At 58.7% G+C, this 14,036-nt stretch carries 13 protein-coding genes and 2 pseudogenes; 12 read left to right on the top strand and 3 right to left on the bottom strand.

What is annotated here, in order from left to right:
• Positions 1-430: 430 nt before the first annotated feature.
• Positions 431-619, bottom strand: a pseudogene (locus tag ACXAH0_RS22865) (DDE-type integrase/transposase/recombinase); the annotation flags it as partial.
• Between ACXAH0_RS22865 and ACXAH0_RS22860 the strand changes: the two are divergent.
• A pseudogene (locus ACXAH0_RS22860) lies at positions 618-863 on the top strand (transposase domain-containing protein); the annotation flags it as partial. The pseudogenes ACXAH0_RS22865 and ACXAH0_RS22860 sit on opposite strands and share 2 nt — an antisense overlap.
• A gap of 93 nt (positions 864-956) precedes the next feature.
• On the opposite strand, the gene ACXAH0_RS22855 reads toward ACXAH0_RS22860, so the two are convergent.
• Complete coding sequence (locus ACXAH0_RS22855; RefSeq protein ID WP_475195322.1) at positions 957-1,814, bottom strand: DMT family transporter; 858 nt, start codon at positions 1,812-1,814, stop codon at positions 957-959.
• 23 nt (positions 1,815-1,837) lie between these two features.
• Positions 1,838-2,413: an SDR family oxidoreductase gene (locus ACXAH0_RS22850; protein WP_475195320.1), complete on the bottom strand. Its 576-nt coding sequence runs from the start codon at positions 2,411-2,413 to the stop codon at positions 1,838-1,840.
• Positions 2,414-2,491: 78 nt separating this feature from the next.
• On the opposite strand from ACXAH0_RS22850, the gene ACXAH0_RS22845 reads away from it, so the two are divergent.
• From ACXAH0_RS22845 to trbG, 11 genes are all read left to right on the top strand, one after another.
• The gene (locus ACXAH0_RS22845; RefSeq protein WP_475195319.1) at positions 2,492-3,571 is read left to right on the top strand and encodes a hypothetical protein; all 1,080 of its coding nucleotides are present in this window, start codon (positions 2,492-2,494) and stop codon (positions 3,569-3,571) included.
• A 13-nt stretch (positions 3,572-3,584) separates the two neighbouring features.
• On the top strand, positions 3,585-5,522 hold the full coding sequence (locus ACXAH0_RS22840) for a S41 family peptidase (protein ID WP_475195316.1): 1,938 nt from the start codon (positions 3,585-3,587) through the stop codon (positions 5,520-5,522).
• 328 nt (positions 5,523-5,850) lie between these two features.
• Complete coding sequence (gene trbB, locus ACXAH0_RS22835; protein ID WP_475195314.1) at positions 5,851-6,843, top strand: P-type conjugative transfer ATPase TrbB; 993 nt, start codon at positions 5,851-5,853, stop codon at positions 6,841-6,843.
• On the top strand, positions 6,840-7,172 hold the full coding sequence (locus tag ACXAH0_RS22830) for a TrbC/VirB2 family type IV secretion system protein (RefSeq protein ID WP_475195313.1): 333 nt from the start codon (positions 6,840-6,842) through the stop codon (positions 7,170-7,172). The genes trbB and ACXAH0_RS22830 overlap by 4 nt, the downstream gene beginning before the upstream one ends.
• Positions 7,172-7,453 carry a VirB3 family type IV secretion system protein gene (locus ACXAH0_RS22825; protein WP_475195310.1) on the top strand — a complete coding sequence of 94 codons (282 nt, stop codon included), beginning with the start codon at positions 7,172-7,174 and terminating at the stop codon, positions 7,451-7,453. The genes ACXAH0_RS22830 and ACXAH0_RS22825 overlap by 1 nt, the downstream gene beginning before the upstream one ends.
• Positions 7,454-7,468: 15 nt before the next feature.
• A complete protein-coding gene (gene trbE, locus ACXAH0_RS22820) occupies positions 7,469-9,901 on the top strand; it encodes a conjugal transfer protein TrbE (protein ID WP_475195308.1) in 2,433 nt (810 codons plus the stop codon).
• The gene (trbJ, locus tag ACXAH0_RS22815; protein WP_475195306.1) at positions 9,898-10,653 is read left to right on the top strand and encodes a P-type conjugative transfer protein TrbJ; all 756 of its coding nucleotides are present in this window, start codon (positions 9,898-9,900) and stop codon (positions 10,651-10,653) included. Before trbE ends, trbJ begins: the two co-directional genes overlap by 4 nt.
• A 21-nt stretch (positions 10,654-10,674) precedes the next feature.
• Positions 10,675-10,947, top strand: coding sequence for a putative entry exclusion protein TrbK-alt (gene trbK-alt, locus ACXAH0_RS22810; RefSeq protein WP_475195303.1), 273 nt, complete (start codon positions 10,675-10,677; stop codon positions 10,945-10,947).
• A gap of 3 nt (positions 10,948-10,950) precedes the next feature.
• Positions 10,951-12,303, top strand: coding sequence for a P-type conjugative transfer protein TrbL (gene trbL, locus ACXAH0_RS22805; RefSeq protein WP_475195302.1), 1,353 nt, complete (start codon positions 10,951-10,953; stop codon positions 12,301-12,303).
• Positions 12,300-12,989 (top strand): conjugal transfer protein TrbF, encoded by a 690-nt coding sequence (gene trbF / locus ACXAH0_RS22800; RefSeq protein WP_475195300.1) that lies wholly within the window; start codon positions 12,300-12,302, stop codon positions 12,987-12,989. The genes trbL and trbF overlap by 4 nt, the downstream gene beginning before the upstream one ends.
• On the top strand, positions 12,986-14,035 hold the full coding sequence (gene trbG / locus ACXAH0_RS22795) for a P-type conjugative transfer protein TrbG (RefSeq protein ID WP_475195298.1): 1,050 nt from the start codon (positions 12,986-12,988) through the stop codon (positions 14,033-14,035). Before trbF ends, trbG begins: the two co-directional genes overlap by 4 nt.
• Position 14,036: the final 1 nt, after the last annotated feature.

Below are 14,036 nucleotides of genomic sequence, written 5' to 3'. Positions count from 1 at the left end.
GCCGACCACAAGATCAATCGCATCAACGAACTCATGCCTTGGTGTTACGCTGCAAAAGCAGCGTAACAGAGCGCCTGGCCGCCATGAAGACCGGCTTCACCGGACGGACACGGATAGTCTCAAGCCGCTACAGCTACAGTTCTTAGGCAAGGGCGCCGATGGCGCAAGATGTGTGGGAGGCATTCCACCAGAACTCCGAAGCCATCGCGTTCCGACGGGCGCAGAGACACCTGCTTCAACGGCGGCATCCTCACTGGATACCCCCTTTGCAACCGCACGCCAGAACCGGCATAGATTCTCACGTTGCCAGACTGGCGGCCAGCCGGGAGAGTTTAATTTGTCCCGGGTCGAACGTTCGGACTTTCGTCTGCCTGTTTTTGTCATTTACACCTCCATCAACGGGGTGTTGCGACGACCGGTTGAATCCGCCTTGGCTGCCGCGGTCCGTGTGGTGAATGCAGCCCCTTGGCGGACGGCGCAAGGCGATGGCCATATTCAGCGCCCGGATGGCCAGATCGCGTTTCATCCGGTTTCTGACAGCCCAACCTAAGACACGTCTGGAATGCAGGTCGAGGATAACGGCCAGGTAAAGCCAGCCCTCCCGGGTCCAAACATAGCTGGACAACAATTGCGCGGAGCGGGCAATGAAACCGATTGCCCTTGGACGAAAAAACGACCGCTTCATGGGCTTACAAGGCGGCGGAATATCCGCGGCTATCGCCTATACCCTGATCGAAACCGCCAAACTCAACGGCATCGACCCGCAAGCCTGGCTGACCTGGGTTCTGGCACAAATCGCCGACCACAAGATCAATCGCATCAACGAACTCATGCCTTGGTGTTACGCTGCAAAATCAGCGTAACAGAGCGCGTCGCCACCATGAAGACCGGCTTCACCGGACGGACACATTCGAACTAAACCTGCGAAGCTCCGATCTTTGTGCCCCTTTCGTAAGCTATTTCCAAGTAGCAATGAAAGCTGCGGCGACGATCAAAACTGCTCCTACCAGGACATAGACAGTGAATAGAGAAAGGCCAAAAATAATAAGCAGCAATGTTGCCAGAAGTGGCGTTGCGTAAGCGAGAATTGAGAGCGTGCGCGCATTTCCGTGGGCAACTCCAAAATCCCAGATGGCGTAAGCAAGTCCCATAGGAGCCATGCCGAGAAACAGTATTGCCCAATACTGATGAACTTCCAGTTCGTAGCTCTCGCCCGAAGCCCAAAAAATCCCAAGGCAAAATACCGCAGAGATCAACGCGTAGATTCCAACAGCATCCGGTGGCGAGTTGCGGTCAACTTGCCTGTAGGTTGTATATGTTGCGTAACATAAGGCGGCCGAAAGCGCACTTGCGATTCCAGCTATGTCGAATGACAACTCTCCAAATGGATTAATGACAAAAATGACCCCGATGAAAGCCAGGAGAAGCGCAACATAGTGCTTGACCGACATTTGCATCAGACCGAACATCGAGGATAAGAGGATCGCGATCAGTGGCCAGAGATAATTCAGAACACTGGCCTGCGCCGCAGGTATCCGCGAAATTGCAATAAAGTTGAATACATTTGTGCCCAGCACGCCAATCGTTCCAAACAGGAACAATCCTTTAGTCTTCGGCAACATCTCAATAATTTTGTCGCCGCGAAGCACCCGAAGAACTGCAAGGAGAAGGAAACTAATGGTCTGGCCGGCGAACAAAATCAAAAAGATCGGCGCCGGTGCGGCGTAGACTGCAAGCGACGGCCAAGTTGCCCACAACAGAATAGATGTCGAACCAATGAGAGTATTGCTTTCCTGACTGTACTTTGATTGCACATCCACCTCATAGCACTGCTGGCTTACACCCCACCGAGCGTCATGGTCTCACCGGTGATGAAATTCGAATTTTCACTGGTCAGGTATTCAGCGGCCCGAAACACATCCTTCAGGCTACATTTGTTTGACAAGGTTTGGCGGGAAACGAGATCGTTAATTCTCGCCTTACCAACGGTTCTGGAGAGCGAAGTCGGGACAAAAGGAAGCCTTAGGCAGTTTACGCGGATATTGTAATCGACTAGCTCCTTGCTAGCCGTTCTGGTGATGCTTTCGACCGCAGCTTTGCTGGCCGAATAGGCAAGTTGACCGGGCAACCCATGGTAATCTGAGACACTCGAGATGTTAAGAACATGTCTGACCTCTCTGGGAGAACGCTTGAGTACTTTGATACTTTCGCGGGTGACTGAAATATTCGCCAAAACATTTAGATTAAAAATTTCTTCATTCTTGACTTTGGGAAGAAGCATGAAGTGGTTCATATACGAAATAGCGGCATTATTGATCAACACATCCAAATAACCGAACCGCTTTCGAATGAAAGTGATTATCTGTAAAAGTTTCAATTTGATCTGACGGTTACGTATCACCGAACTAAACATCCGATAGATCGCAATGATTTTGAATCATCACAGTAATCTTGTACAACCATAAGATTAAAGTTTGAGGAGGAATCAACCTTGTCCCAGCTTAAGATCGCGACGTTCAACATCGAATGGATGATATCTGTCTTCAACGGAGAATGGAAAACCTGGGACGGCACGATCCGGGACAGTTTCGCGGGAAAGAAGCTCGGCGGTATCAAGCTTGCACCGATCGAAGATGTGCCTGAACTATGCGAACGCATCGCCGGCGTCATCAAGAAAATCGACGCCAAGATCATCGCCATCCAGGAAGGTCCGCCGCGCAAAGACCAGATGGAACTCTTTGTTCAGCAGTACCTCGGAAACAAATTTGTAGTGCACACCTCAAACTCCAGAACTCAAACCCTTCACTTCCTGGTTCACACGAGTATCGCCGGCAAAGTCACCGCCTTCGATCCCAAAGGGCCGGAAACCAAATCGCTGCGCGGATCCCAGGGCTTCTACCCATGGGGAAAAATCCAGAAGGTAGATCGCAAGACCCATAAATTCTTCCGGACCCCGCTCGTCCTCACCTACAAGCCTGCCGCTGGCAAGACGTTGCGGATTATCAATGTTCATACGAAGTCCAAATTCTCGAAGCTAAAGGATCCGCAACAGTGGAAGGATCGGGACGAGGAAGCCATCAACGACGCGTTGTTGGCACGCCAAAAGCTTTCTGCGGAAATCACCAAGTTGAGGGATTATGTGGTTGAGGACTTGAATGCGGGTACAGGTGCACCAGACGCATCGATCATTGTCGGAGATTTCAATGATGGCGCCTACGCGGAACTGATGGAGCGCGAATTCCTGATTCACAACATCATCGACGAACTTGTCGGATCGTTCCTGGAACCGGACACCTACTTCGAGCATGCCATGACGCCGAGCGTGATCGCAAAATCAAGCACGGTCACATTCCCCGATCCTCTTGAAGGCGGAAAACTCGTCGACGAGCTGATTGATCACGTGGTCGTCTCACCATCCGTTTGGCGAAACAAAAAACCCTTCAAGCTGAAGGCCGGATCCTGCAAGGTCGAAACAAGTGCGTTCAACGAATTCGACGATACCGACACGAAGCGAAAACGGGGCGACCGGCCAAGCGATCATAGGCCCGTCTCGTTTGTGATTGAATGGTGAGAGGGTACGACCAATGAAATACGATGAAGCCCTTCAACAATCGCTGACCGATCAACGCATTGACCTATTCCAGAACCTGGAAAAAGCCGAACCGGTCATCAGGACGTCTCCCGGTGGAGCCCCGATCGCCCGGTCATTTGCGCTCGACCTGGAGACTTCAGCTGCCGCCAACCTTTATCCGATCGAAGACCGCTACCGGATCGTGGAACAGATCGGCTTAGTCTTGCGTGACTTTTTCGTTCATCTTGGCATGAAAAAGTCCCAATTCGGATACGATCCGGTGCGCGCCCTTGAACGCCTGGAGCCGGTCATCGAGCAACTGACCGATGACGAGTTCCATCAAAGCATCATTCAAGCCATCACCCGGACGCGCGACCGTCATCTCGTTTTCTTCGGGCGGACGCCGAACGGTCTTTCGTCAGTGCTTCCCTTCGATATCGAACGCTGTTGGATAAACGATACCGAGACTTACGTTGTCACCAAGATCGAGCAGGGTTTCACACCCCAACACTTGGCCGTGGGCGCTATCGTGACCCATTGGAACGGGACACCCATCGCGCGCCAGGTGCGGATCAATGCAAACCTTTTTGACGCCGGCAACGAGCCGGCGCTGATCGCACGCGCCATAGAGTTCTTGACCAGACGACCGCTCTACCGATTCTCCTGGCCTTCGGAATCTTGGGTACGCCTGAATTTTGAGATCAACGGACAGGCCCATGAAGAGAGGTTCAATTGGACCGGATTCGATGTCGGCGCCGTCCCCATCGATCCAGCAATCGGGCAAAACGTCATCGGCTTTGGCGGAGACCTTGAACTGTCCCAGCAGCAACAGACCAAGCGTGCCCAATTTGCCTTGGACACGTTCGATGAACCTTCGGAACCACTTGCTGGACAAGCAGGCGCTGGTACACCAGTGGTCATTGGATCGAAGACGAACTTTGATTTCGGCACAATCACGACACAGCATGGAACCTATGGGTATGTTCGCCTGTATCACTTCCAGTCCGATGGTGTCGATGACATCGCATTTGACTTCATCGAAGCCCTACAGCAATTGCCTTCGGACGGATTGATTATCGACATCCGTGGCAACTCCGGCGGCTATATTGCCGCCGGTGAACGTATCCTCCAATTGCTAACGCCAAAACGGATAACTCCGACGCGATTCCAGTTCAGGGTTTCGCCCGGCACTAGAAAACTCATTCAGGCGTCCGACTATTTCAATCAGTGGCAAAATTCGATGGAAGAAGCACATCAGACCGGAGAGGAGTTTACACAAGGATTCCCGATAGAGGGAACGGATGATGATGCTAATCAGATTGGTCAAAAGTTCTTTGGGCCCGTTGTCGTCGTGACCGATGCGCTTGCCCTCAGCACCGCCGACATGTTTACAGCCGGTTTCATAGATCATGACATCGGCCGTGTTATCTGCATCGATAAGAACATGGCGGCGGCGGGAGGGAACAACTGGAGGTTCCCGGTGCTGCGTCTGTTCGTACCAGATTTTGCGATGGACAGCGGTGCGGCAGCGGATTTGGAGGCAGGAAACATCACTGATACCGTACGTTCCGTGTTCAATGAAAATGGAACGTCCATTTCGCCTGTGGCGCAGATCTCCGGTTCGACACAGGAATTTGGTGGGCGCGCCTGGACGATCACCGACGGGTCTCTGGCGCACCAAATCCGCGAGTTACCTTGGATGAGCGCCGATCTTCAAGTTTACCCGAGCACCTCTGAGATCGGCATTCAGTCTTTGCCTAGTGATCTCCATTTCGGTTTCACCGTCAGACGCTGCGTACGAACCGGTCTGAACGAGGGTAGGCTCTTGGAGGATTTGGGGATCCGTCCCGACGTCATCTACCGACCCACACTTCGTGATGTGCTGGACAAGAATCAGGATTTGTACGAGCGTGCGACCCTTGAACTAAGGGAAATGGGGGCCGTCTCCTAGTCCCTGATCGGTACAGTTCCAACACTCCCAGCTTGCTATTCTGACGGCGCACCTTTGGGACTGCAGCCGCGGAAGTCAGCAAAGGGCCACTAATGTTCGCTTTACAGTTTCTACTGCAATAACCCGACAGTCCGCTCCCGGCCTCAAACTTGTCATTCAATAAAATGTTAATTGGGCTCTGTGAGCGCCGACTGAACCATCTTTTCCCTGTCTTTGCACGCCACGCTACTCCGCTGCCAAAAAGCTATTGAATCCCTCCAAAATCAGGTCCTTTTAATCATCCCCGTCCGGGAGCGTGCGTGTCGTCCCTGGCATCAACGGGGATCCCATGGCACCATCACATCAAGAACCGGAAGGCCAGGCACGCAGCGCGCGGATGCTCCGCACCGCGCTCGGGCCGGCGATCGCCCGTCTTCTGGAAGATCCTGCCGTCATCGAGGTGATGCTGAACCCGGACGGGCGCCTCTGGATTGACCGCCTCTCCGAAGGCTTGTCTGACGCGCGTGAACGCCTATCGCCAGCCGACGGCGAACGCATTATTCGCCTGGTCGCGCACCATGTCGGTGTGGAGGTTCATGGTGGTGCGCCGCGCGTCTCGGCCGAGCTTCCCGAGTCGGGAGACCGGTTCGAAGGCCTTCTTCCTCCTGTCGTTGCCGCACCGACCTTCGCCATCCGCAAGCCTGCCGTCGCCGTTTTTACCCTCGAGGATTACGTTGCCGCCGGGATCATGACACCGGCACAGGCCGAGACACTCCGCTCGGGCGTCGCGGCACGCGCTAACATTCTTGTCGCCGGTGGTACGAGCACCGGCAAGACCACGCTGACCAACGCCCTGCTTGCCGAAGTTGCCAGGACCTCGGACCGTGTCATCCTCATCGAGGACACCCGCGAGCTTCAATGTGCCGCACCAAACCTCGTCGCCATGCGCACCAAAGACGCTGTCGCCTCACTGTCCGACCTTGTCCGCTCTTCCTTGCGCCTGCGTCCCGATCGCATCCCGATCGGCGAGGTGCGCGGCCCGGAAGCCCTGGACCTCCTGAAGGCATGGGGTACAGGCCATCCTGGTGGCATCGGCACGATCCACGCTGGATCCGCCATCGGAGCGCTGCGCCGGCTCGAACAACTCATTCAGGAAGCCGTCGTGACCGTTCCCCGCGCCCTGATCGCGGAAACGATCGACTTGATCGCCGTGCTCGCCGGCCGCGGTTCTCAGCGGCGGCTCGTGGAGCTCACCCGTGTCGAAGGTCTTGGTCCCGACGGCGACTACCGCGTTTCCCCGGCCGTTCCCAATTCTTCCTCCCAATCAGGAGATCATTCATGATCCGAACCATCTCTCGCGTGCGCCATCCCATCGTGACTGCCATCGCCGTCGTTCAAATCAGTCTGCTCTTGGTTCCTGCCGCTCACGCTGCCGGATCTTCCATGCCCTGGGAAGCGCCGCTTCAGTCAATCCTGGAATCCATCGAGGGCCCGGTCGCCAAGATCGTCGCGGTGATCATCATCATCGTGACGGGACTGTCTCTGGCCTTCGGCGATACGTCCGGTGGCTTCCGTCGCCTGATCCAGATCGTCTTCGGCCTGTCGATCGCGTTTGCGGCCAGTTCCTTCTTCCTGTCGTTCTTCTCCTTCGGCGGTGGGGCGCTGGTCTGATGGCGGAGACGTTCGAACAGCGGGATGTGGTGCCGGGTTTCACCGTGGCGGTCCACCGGTCCTTGACCGAGCCGATCCTGCTCGGTGGCGCGCCCCGAGCCATTGCGATCCTGAACGGTACGCTCGCCGGCGCCGTGGGGCTCGGCCTGCGCCTTTGGTTGGTTGGCCTTGCTATCTGGCTGATTGGTCATCTGGCTGCCGTCTGGGCTGCAAAGCACGATCCGCTCTTCGCTGAAGTTGGACGCCGGCATCTACGCTTGCCCGCGCATCTGTCGGTTTGAGCGGGGACCCGGTTGATGATGAACCTTGCAGAGTACCGAACGCGCAACAGCCGCCTTGCCGATTATCTGCCCTGGGCCGCGCTGGTCGAGAAGGGCGTGGTGCTCAACAAGGATGGCAGTTTCCAGCGCACGGCCCGGTTCCGCGGACCGGATCTCGACAGTGCCGTTCCGGCCGAACTCGTCGCGGTCACCGGCCGTCTCAATAACGCCTTCCGCCGTCTCGGGTCCGGATGGGCGATCTTCGTCGAAGCGCAGCGTCATGCCGCCAATCACTACCCTGACAGCCGCTTTCCTGATGCGGCCTCCGCGCTGGTCGATGCGGAGCGCAAGGCAAGTTTTGAAAAAGTCAGTGCGCATTTCGAGTCGAGCTACTTTCTGACCTTCACCTATCTGCCGCCGGCCGAAGAAGCCGCACGCGCGGAACACTGGCTGTTCGAAGGCCGGGAGACCAACGGGCTGAACCCGCAAGAGGTACTGACCGGTTTCATTGATCGGACCGACCGTGTTCTCCAGCTGATCGACGCCTTCATGCCGGAATGCATCTGGCTCGATGATGCCGGGACACTGACCTATTTGCATTCTACAGTCTCGAGCAATCGACACAGTGTCCAGGTGCCGGAGACACCGGTCTATCTGGATGCGCTGCTTGCGGATCGGCCGCTCGCCGGCAGTCTGGAGCCGCGGCTAGGGGACAAGCATCTGCGGGTCCTAACGATCACAGGGTTTCCGTCGGTGACGACGCCGGGTCTGCTCGATGACCTCAATCGCCTGGCCTTTCCCTATCGCTGGTCGACCCGGGCGATCCTGATGGACAAGACGGACGCGACAAAGCTCCTGACCCGGATCCGCCGGCAGTGGTTCGCCAAGCGCAAATCCATCGCCGCGATCCTGAAGGAGGTGATGACCAACGAGCAATCGGTGCTGGTTGACACCGATGCCGCGAACAAAGCGGCAGATGCCGACCTGGCACTGCAGGAACTCGGCGCGGACCATGCCGGTATCGCCTATGTCACGACGACCGTCACGGTCTGGGATAGCGACAGCAAGATCGCCGACGAGAAGCTGCGGCTGGTTGAGAAGGTCATCCAGGGCCGAGATTTCACGTGTCTGCCGGAGACCCTCAATGCGGTGGATGCCTGGCTCGGCAGCTTGCCGGGGCACGTCTATGCGAATGTCCGCCAGCCACGCATTTCCACTCTCAATCTCGCCCACATGATCCCCTCAAGTGCGGTGTGGGCGGGCGAGGGCCGGGACGAGCATCTTTCGTCTCCTCCCTTGCTCTATGGCAAGACGGAAGGCTCGACCCCGTTCCGGTTTTCCCTTCATGTCGGCGATGTCGGCCATACGCTGATCGTCGGGCCGACAGGGGCCGGCAAATCCGTCCTGCTGGCGCTGATGGCGCTACAGTTCCGGCGGTACCGGAACTCCAGGGTGTTCGCCTTCGATTTCGGGGGATCGATCCGTGCAGCGTGCCTCGCCATGGGCGGCGACTGGCACGATCTCGGCGGCGGCCTCACCGAAGGCGGCAGCGTGTCGCTGCAGCCTCTTGCCCGGATCGATGCCGCCACCGAGCGCTCCTGGTCCGCCGACTGGATCGCAGCCATCCTCATGCGTGAAGGCGTCTCCGTCAACCCGGACGTCAAGGAGCATATCTGGACGGCGCTGACATCGCTTGCCTCAGCTCCGGCAGAAGAACGGACGCTCACCGGACTTTCCGTGCTGCTCCAGTCCAACGATCTCAAACAGGCCTTGCGGCCCTACTGTATCGGTGGAGCCCATGGCCGCCTGCTCGATGCGGAAAGCGAGCACTTGGGCTCAAGCAGCGTCCAGACCTTCGAGACCGAGGGACTGATCGGGACCGGTGCAGCGCCTGCCGTGCTCGCCTATCTGTTCCACCGGATCGAGGACCGGCTCGACGGATCGCCGACCCTCATCATCATCGATGAAGGCTGGCTGGCGCTCGACGACGAGGGGTTTGCGGGCCAACTCCGGGAATGGCTGAAGACGCTCCGGAAGAAGAATGCCTCCGTCGTTTTCGCCACGCAGTCTCTGTCCGACATCGATGGATCGGCCATTGCACCTGCGATCATCGAGAGCTGCCCGACGCGTTTCCTGCTGCCGAACGAACGGGCGATCGAACCGCAGATTGCCGGTATCTATCGCCGATTTGGTCTCAACGACCGCCAGATCGAGATCCTTGCGCGGGCAACGCCCAAGCGTGACTACTACTGCCAGTCCCGGCGGGGCAATCGGCTCTTCGAACTCGGCCTTTCCGAAGTCGCCCTGGCTCTCTGCGCAACCTCCTCGAAGACCGATCAGACCGCCATTGCCGGCATCTTCGCGGAATACGGCGGCGACGGCTTTCTCGACGCCTGGCTGCGCCACCGCGGTCTTCCCTGGGCGGCCGATCACATTCCCGACCTCACCAACCTGGAGAGCCAATCATGACGTTCCGCCGATCCCGTGCCGTTGTCGCCGCTGCCGCAATTCTGAGTGCTCCAATCGTCTGCTCAGTTGCCATCGCCCCGCCTGCCTATGCCTGGCGTGTCGTGTTCGATCCGTCGAACTATGCTCAGAATGTGTTGACAGCCGCCCGGACGCTGGAGCAGATCAACAACCAGATCGTCCAGCTTCAGAACGAAGCGCAGATGCTGATCAACCAGGCCCGCAATCTGACCAGTCTTCCCTATTCGGCGCTGCAGCAGCTCCAGCAGTCCGTGCAGAGGACACAGCAGCTTCTGCAAGAGGCTCAAAACATCGCCTTCGACGTCCAGCAGATCGATCAGCTGTTCCAGCAGCACTATGGCAACATCGATCTGAGCGCGAGCGAACAGCAACTTGTCGCTGGTGCGCGCAGCCGCTGGCAGAACACGGTCGGCGGTCTCCAGGACGCACTTCGCATTCAGGCCGGTGTCGTCGGCAATATCGAGACCAACCGCGCCCAGATGTCCGCGCTGATCGGGCAGAGCCAGGGCGCCACAGGTGCCCTTCAGACAGCCCAGGCTGGCAACCAGCTCCTGGCGCTTCAGGCCCAGCAGCTTTCTGACCTCACGGCTGTGGTTGCCGCCAATGGCCGGGCAATGGCCTTGAGCGAAGCGGAACGAACGGCCGCCGCCGAGCAGGGCCGCATCCAGCGGCAGCGCTTCCTGACACCGGGCTCAGGCTACCAGCCCGGCAACGCGCGCATGTTCAACAACTGATTTTTATTGGAGGTAGTCCTCATGGACGGCAGGATGCTGGCCCGGCTGGCTGCAATCGTCTTCGTGGCGATCGCCATCACCGCGAGCCTGATCGAGATATCCCGCAAGGACGAGCCAGTGCCCATACTGACTGCACCGGTCGCTCCCTCATCCTCCGATCCTGTGCGCACGGAGCTGCGCCGCTGCCAGCAAATGGGAAGGGCTGCGCTCGATGACGAACACTGTCTGGCAACCTGGCAGAAGACCCGGGACCGCTTTCTCGGTCGGGACCCCCAAAGCGGCGCGGAGCGATGATCCATGGGCGGCACAGGAATCATCGATAATTTCCTCGGAGTCTTTACCAGCTATATCGACAGCGGCTTCGGTCTGCTCGGTGGTGAGGTGGCCTTCATCGCGACAACGCTCATCGTCATCGACGTGACGCTGGCCGCGCTCTTCTGGTCCTGGGGCGCCGATGACGACATCATCGCCCGTCTGGTGAAGAAGACTCTGTTTGTCGGTGTCTTCGCTTATCTGATCGGCAACTGGAACAATCTCGCCCGGATCGTCTTCGAGAGCTTTGCCGGTCTCGGCCTGATGGCCTCCGGCACCGGCTTTTCCGCCGCCGATCTGTTGCGCCCGGGCAAGGTGGCACAGGTCGGTCTCGATGCAGGACGGCCGCTGCTGGAATCGATCTCCGACCTGATGGGCTGGGTCGCCTTCTTCGAGAACTTCATTCAGATCGCCTGCCTGCTCTTTGCCTGGGCGCTCGTAATCCTGGCCTTCTTCATTCTCTCCATTCAGCTCTTCGTCACCCTGATCGAGTTCAAGCTGACGACCCTCGCAGGCTTCGTGCTCATTCCCTTCGGTCTCTTCGGCAAGACAGCCTTTCTGGCCGAGCGCGTGCTCGGCAATGTCATCTCTTCCGGCATCAAGGTGCTGGTGCTCGCCGTCATCATCGGCATCGGCTCAACGCTGTTTGCTCAATTCACCGCCGGGTTCGGGGGTGTCACGCCGACAATCGACGAGGCGATGGCCGTGGTGCTTGCGGCCCTGTCACTGCTCGGCCTCGGGATCTTCGGCCCGGGTATCGCGAACGGTCTCGTCTCCGGTGGACCACAGCTCGGTGCTGGATCAGCCGTCGGCACCGGGCTTGCGGTCGGCGGTGCGGCCATAGCCGGAGTTGGAGCCGCCGGGCTGGCTGCTCGTGGAGGCGCTCTCGCTCTGTCCGGCACGGCGGCGGCCGCACGCGGCGGTACTGCCATCGCGGGCGGAGCCTCGACTGCCTACAGCCTTGGCTCGGCCGGACAGTCGGGCGCTGCCGGTGTCGCCTCCGGCCTTGGCGCTGTGGCAAGTGCCGGAGTTCAGGCCGCGGCATCGCCGCTCAAACGGCTTCATGCAAAAGCATCTGGAAGCATCCAGGAAAGCCATCAGTCCGGAGCCCGGACAGCTTTTGAAGCAACGGGTGGCACGATTGGCGATGCAGGCGCACCTGATGCTTCGGTCGCACTCCCAACTCCCGCTGCCGATGGCCCCCCTGCCTGGGCAAGGCGCATGAAGCGCTCGCAGCAACTTTCCCACGGTGTGTCCGCCGCCGCCCATGCCGTCCGCTCGGGCGACAGTCACGGTGGTGGCGCTTCCATCAATCTCCAGACAAGCGACCGCTCATGAGCCTCTTCAAACGATCTTCCGTTCACTACGGCAAATCTTCTGAGCCCGTAACGCCCTACCAGAAGGCCGCCCAGGTCTGGGACGAGCGCATCGGCTCGGCCCGTGTTCAGGCCAAGAACTGGCGGCTGATGGCCTTCGGCTGCCTCACGCTCTCCGGTGGCTTTGCCGCCGCGCTCATCTGGCAGTCGGTCAACGGCACCGTCGTGCCGTGGGTGGTGCAGGTGGACAAGTTGGGCGAGGCGCAAGTGGTTGCTGCCGCCACAGCCGACTATGAACCGTCCGATCCGCAGATCGCGTTTCATCTGGCACGCTTCATCGAGAAGGTCCGAAGCATTCCCGCCGATGCCATCATCGTCCGGCAGAACTGGCTCCGGGCCTATGAGTTCACCACCGACCGCGGTGCGCTCGCCCTCAACGATTACGCACGCTCAAACGATCCCTTTGCCAGGGTCGGTAAGCAACAGGTTGCGGTCGAGGTCTCCAGCGTCATCCGGGCCTCGCCCGGCAGTTTCCGCGTTGCCTGGATCGAACGGCATTACGAGAACGGCCAGCTCTCTGCCACAGAACGCTGGACGGCGATCCTGACCGTCATCATCCAGCCACCCCGCGATGCCGAGAGGCTGCGGGCCAATCCGCTCGGCATCTATATCAACGCCATCAACTGGTCGCGGGAGATGGGGCAATGAGGACGGTTCTCCGTAAACCCGTGTTTCCAGATTTCCGGATTTCCGCATGTGCGGCTTTGCTTCTTTGTGCAACGGCTTTGGCGGGCTGTGCCACCTACAAGCCGCCGCAGATCAGCTACGATCAGACTGTGCCGCCCCTACCGGCAGTGCCCAGAACGGTGGGCAATGAGCGGCCAAAGCCTCTTCATGTTCCACCGGCCTGGACACCGGCAAAAGGAGGCAAGGCGGCAAAAACGTCAGCCGAAAGGATCGAGAATGCCAACGCGGCCGCGCGTATCGAGCCGCGCCGCGAGGGTTACTACAACGCCATTCAGATCTATCCCTGGTCGGAAGGCGCGCTCTATCAGGTCTATACCGCGCCTGGAAAGATTACTGATATTGCTCTGCAACCGGGTGAAGCGCTGACCGGTGCCGGCCCGATCGCGGCCGGCGATACGGCCCGCTGGATCATCGGCGATACGACCAGCGGTTCAGGTGAAGAGCCCCAGGTCCACATCCTCGTCAAGCCGGCGCGCCCGTACCTCGAGACCAACCTGGTCGTCACCACAGATCGGCGAGTCTACAGGATCGAGCTGCGCTCGAGCGAGGGCTCCTATATGCCCGCGGTTGCCTGGAACTATCCAAGGTCTTCGTCTTCACAGCGTCCCGTCGTCTCGGCAACACCGCGTATTCCGGCGCTCGCGGCACGGAACTATCGCTATGGGCTGACCGGCGACATCCCGCCCTGGCGCCCGGTCTCCGTCTATGACGACGGCAGGAGGGTTTATGTCGAGTTCCCGGGCGGAATTGTTCAGGGGGAGATGCCGCCAATCTTCGTACTCGGGCCCGACGGAAAGCCGCAAATTGTAAACAGCCGCGTTTACAGGAATATCCTGATCGTCGATCGGATTTTTGGGGCTGCCGAACTCCGGCTTGGTAGTGGCAAGCGTCAGCAGACGGTCAGGATTGTTCGGACGGAAGAACGACGTGAGGGTCCGTCAGAAGGACAAGGAGGCGGTCCCCATTCGGGGTCGACAAAGTTCGGCAATGGAGGTGAGGGGGCGTGAA

Source organism: Roseibium sp. AWQ4_290, from assembly GCF_056160985.1.
The sequence above is the reverse complement of the archived record's forward strand: the minus strand, read 5'-3'. Positions and strand labels throughout refer to the sequence as shown.

Bases quoted from the DNA above. Each gene is read 5' to 3' on its own strand.
- ACXAH0_RS22850 (WP_475195320.1), bottom strand. From the start codon at position 2,413: ATGTTTAGTTCGGTGATACGTAACCGTCAGATCAAATTGAAACTTTTA.
- ACXAH0_RS22840 (WP_475195316.1), top strand. From the start codon at position 3,585: ATGAAATACGATGAAGCCCTTCAACAATCGCTGACCGATCAACGCATT.
- trbB (WP_475195314.1), top strand. From the start codon at position 5,851: ATGGCACCATCACATCAAGAACCGGAAGGCCAGGCACGCAGCGCGCGG.
- ACXAH0_RS22830 (WP_475195313.1), top strand. From the start codon at position 6,840: ATGATCCGAACCATCTCTCGCGTGCGCCATCCCATCGTGACTGCCATC.
- ACXAH0_RS22825 (WP_475195310.1), top strand. From the start codon at position 7,172: ATGGCGGAGACGTTCGAACAGCGGGATGTGGTGCCGGGTTTCACCGTG.
- trbE (WP_475195308.1), top strand. From the start codon at position 7,469: ATGATGAACCTTGCAGAGTACCGAACGCGCAACAGCCGCCTTGCCGAT.
- trbJ (WP_475195306.1), top strand. From the start codon at position 9,898: ATGACGTTCCGCCGATCCCGTGCCGTTGTCGCCGCTGCCGCAATTCTG.
- trbK-alt (WP_475195303.1), top strand. From the start codon at position 10,675: ATGGACGGCAGGATGCTGGCCCGGCTGGCTGCAATCGTCTTCGTGGCG.
- trbL (WP_475195302.1), top strand. From the start codon at position 10,951: ATGGGCGGCACAGGAATCATCGATAATTTCCTCGGAGTCTTTACCAGC.
- trbF (WP_475195300.1), top strand. From the start codon at position 12,300: ATGAGCCTCTTCAAACGATCTTCCGTTCACTACGGCAAATCTTCTGAG.
- trbG (WP_475195298.1), top strand. From the start codon at position 12,986: ATGAGGACGGTTCTCCGTAAACCCGTGTTTCCAGATTTCCGGATTTCC.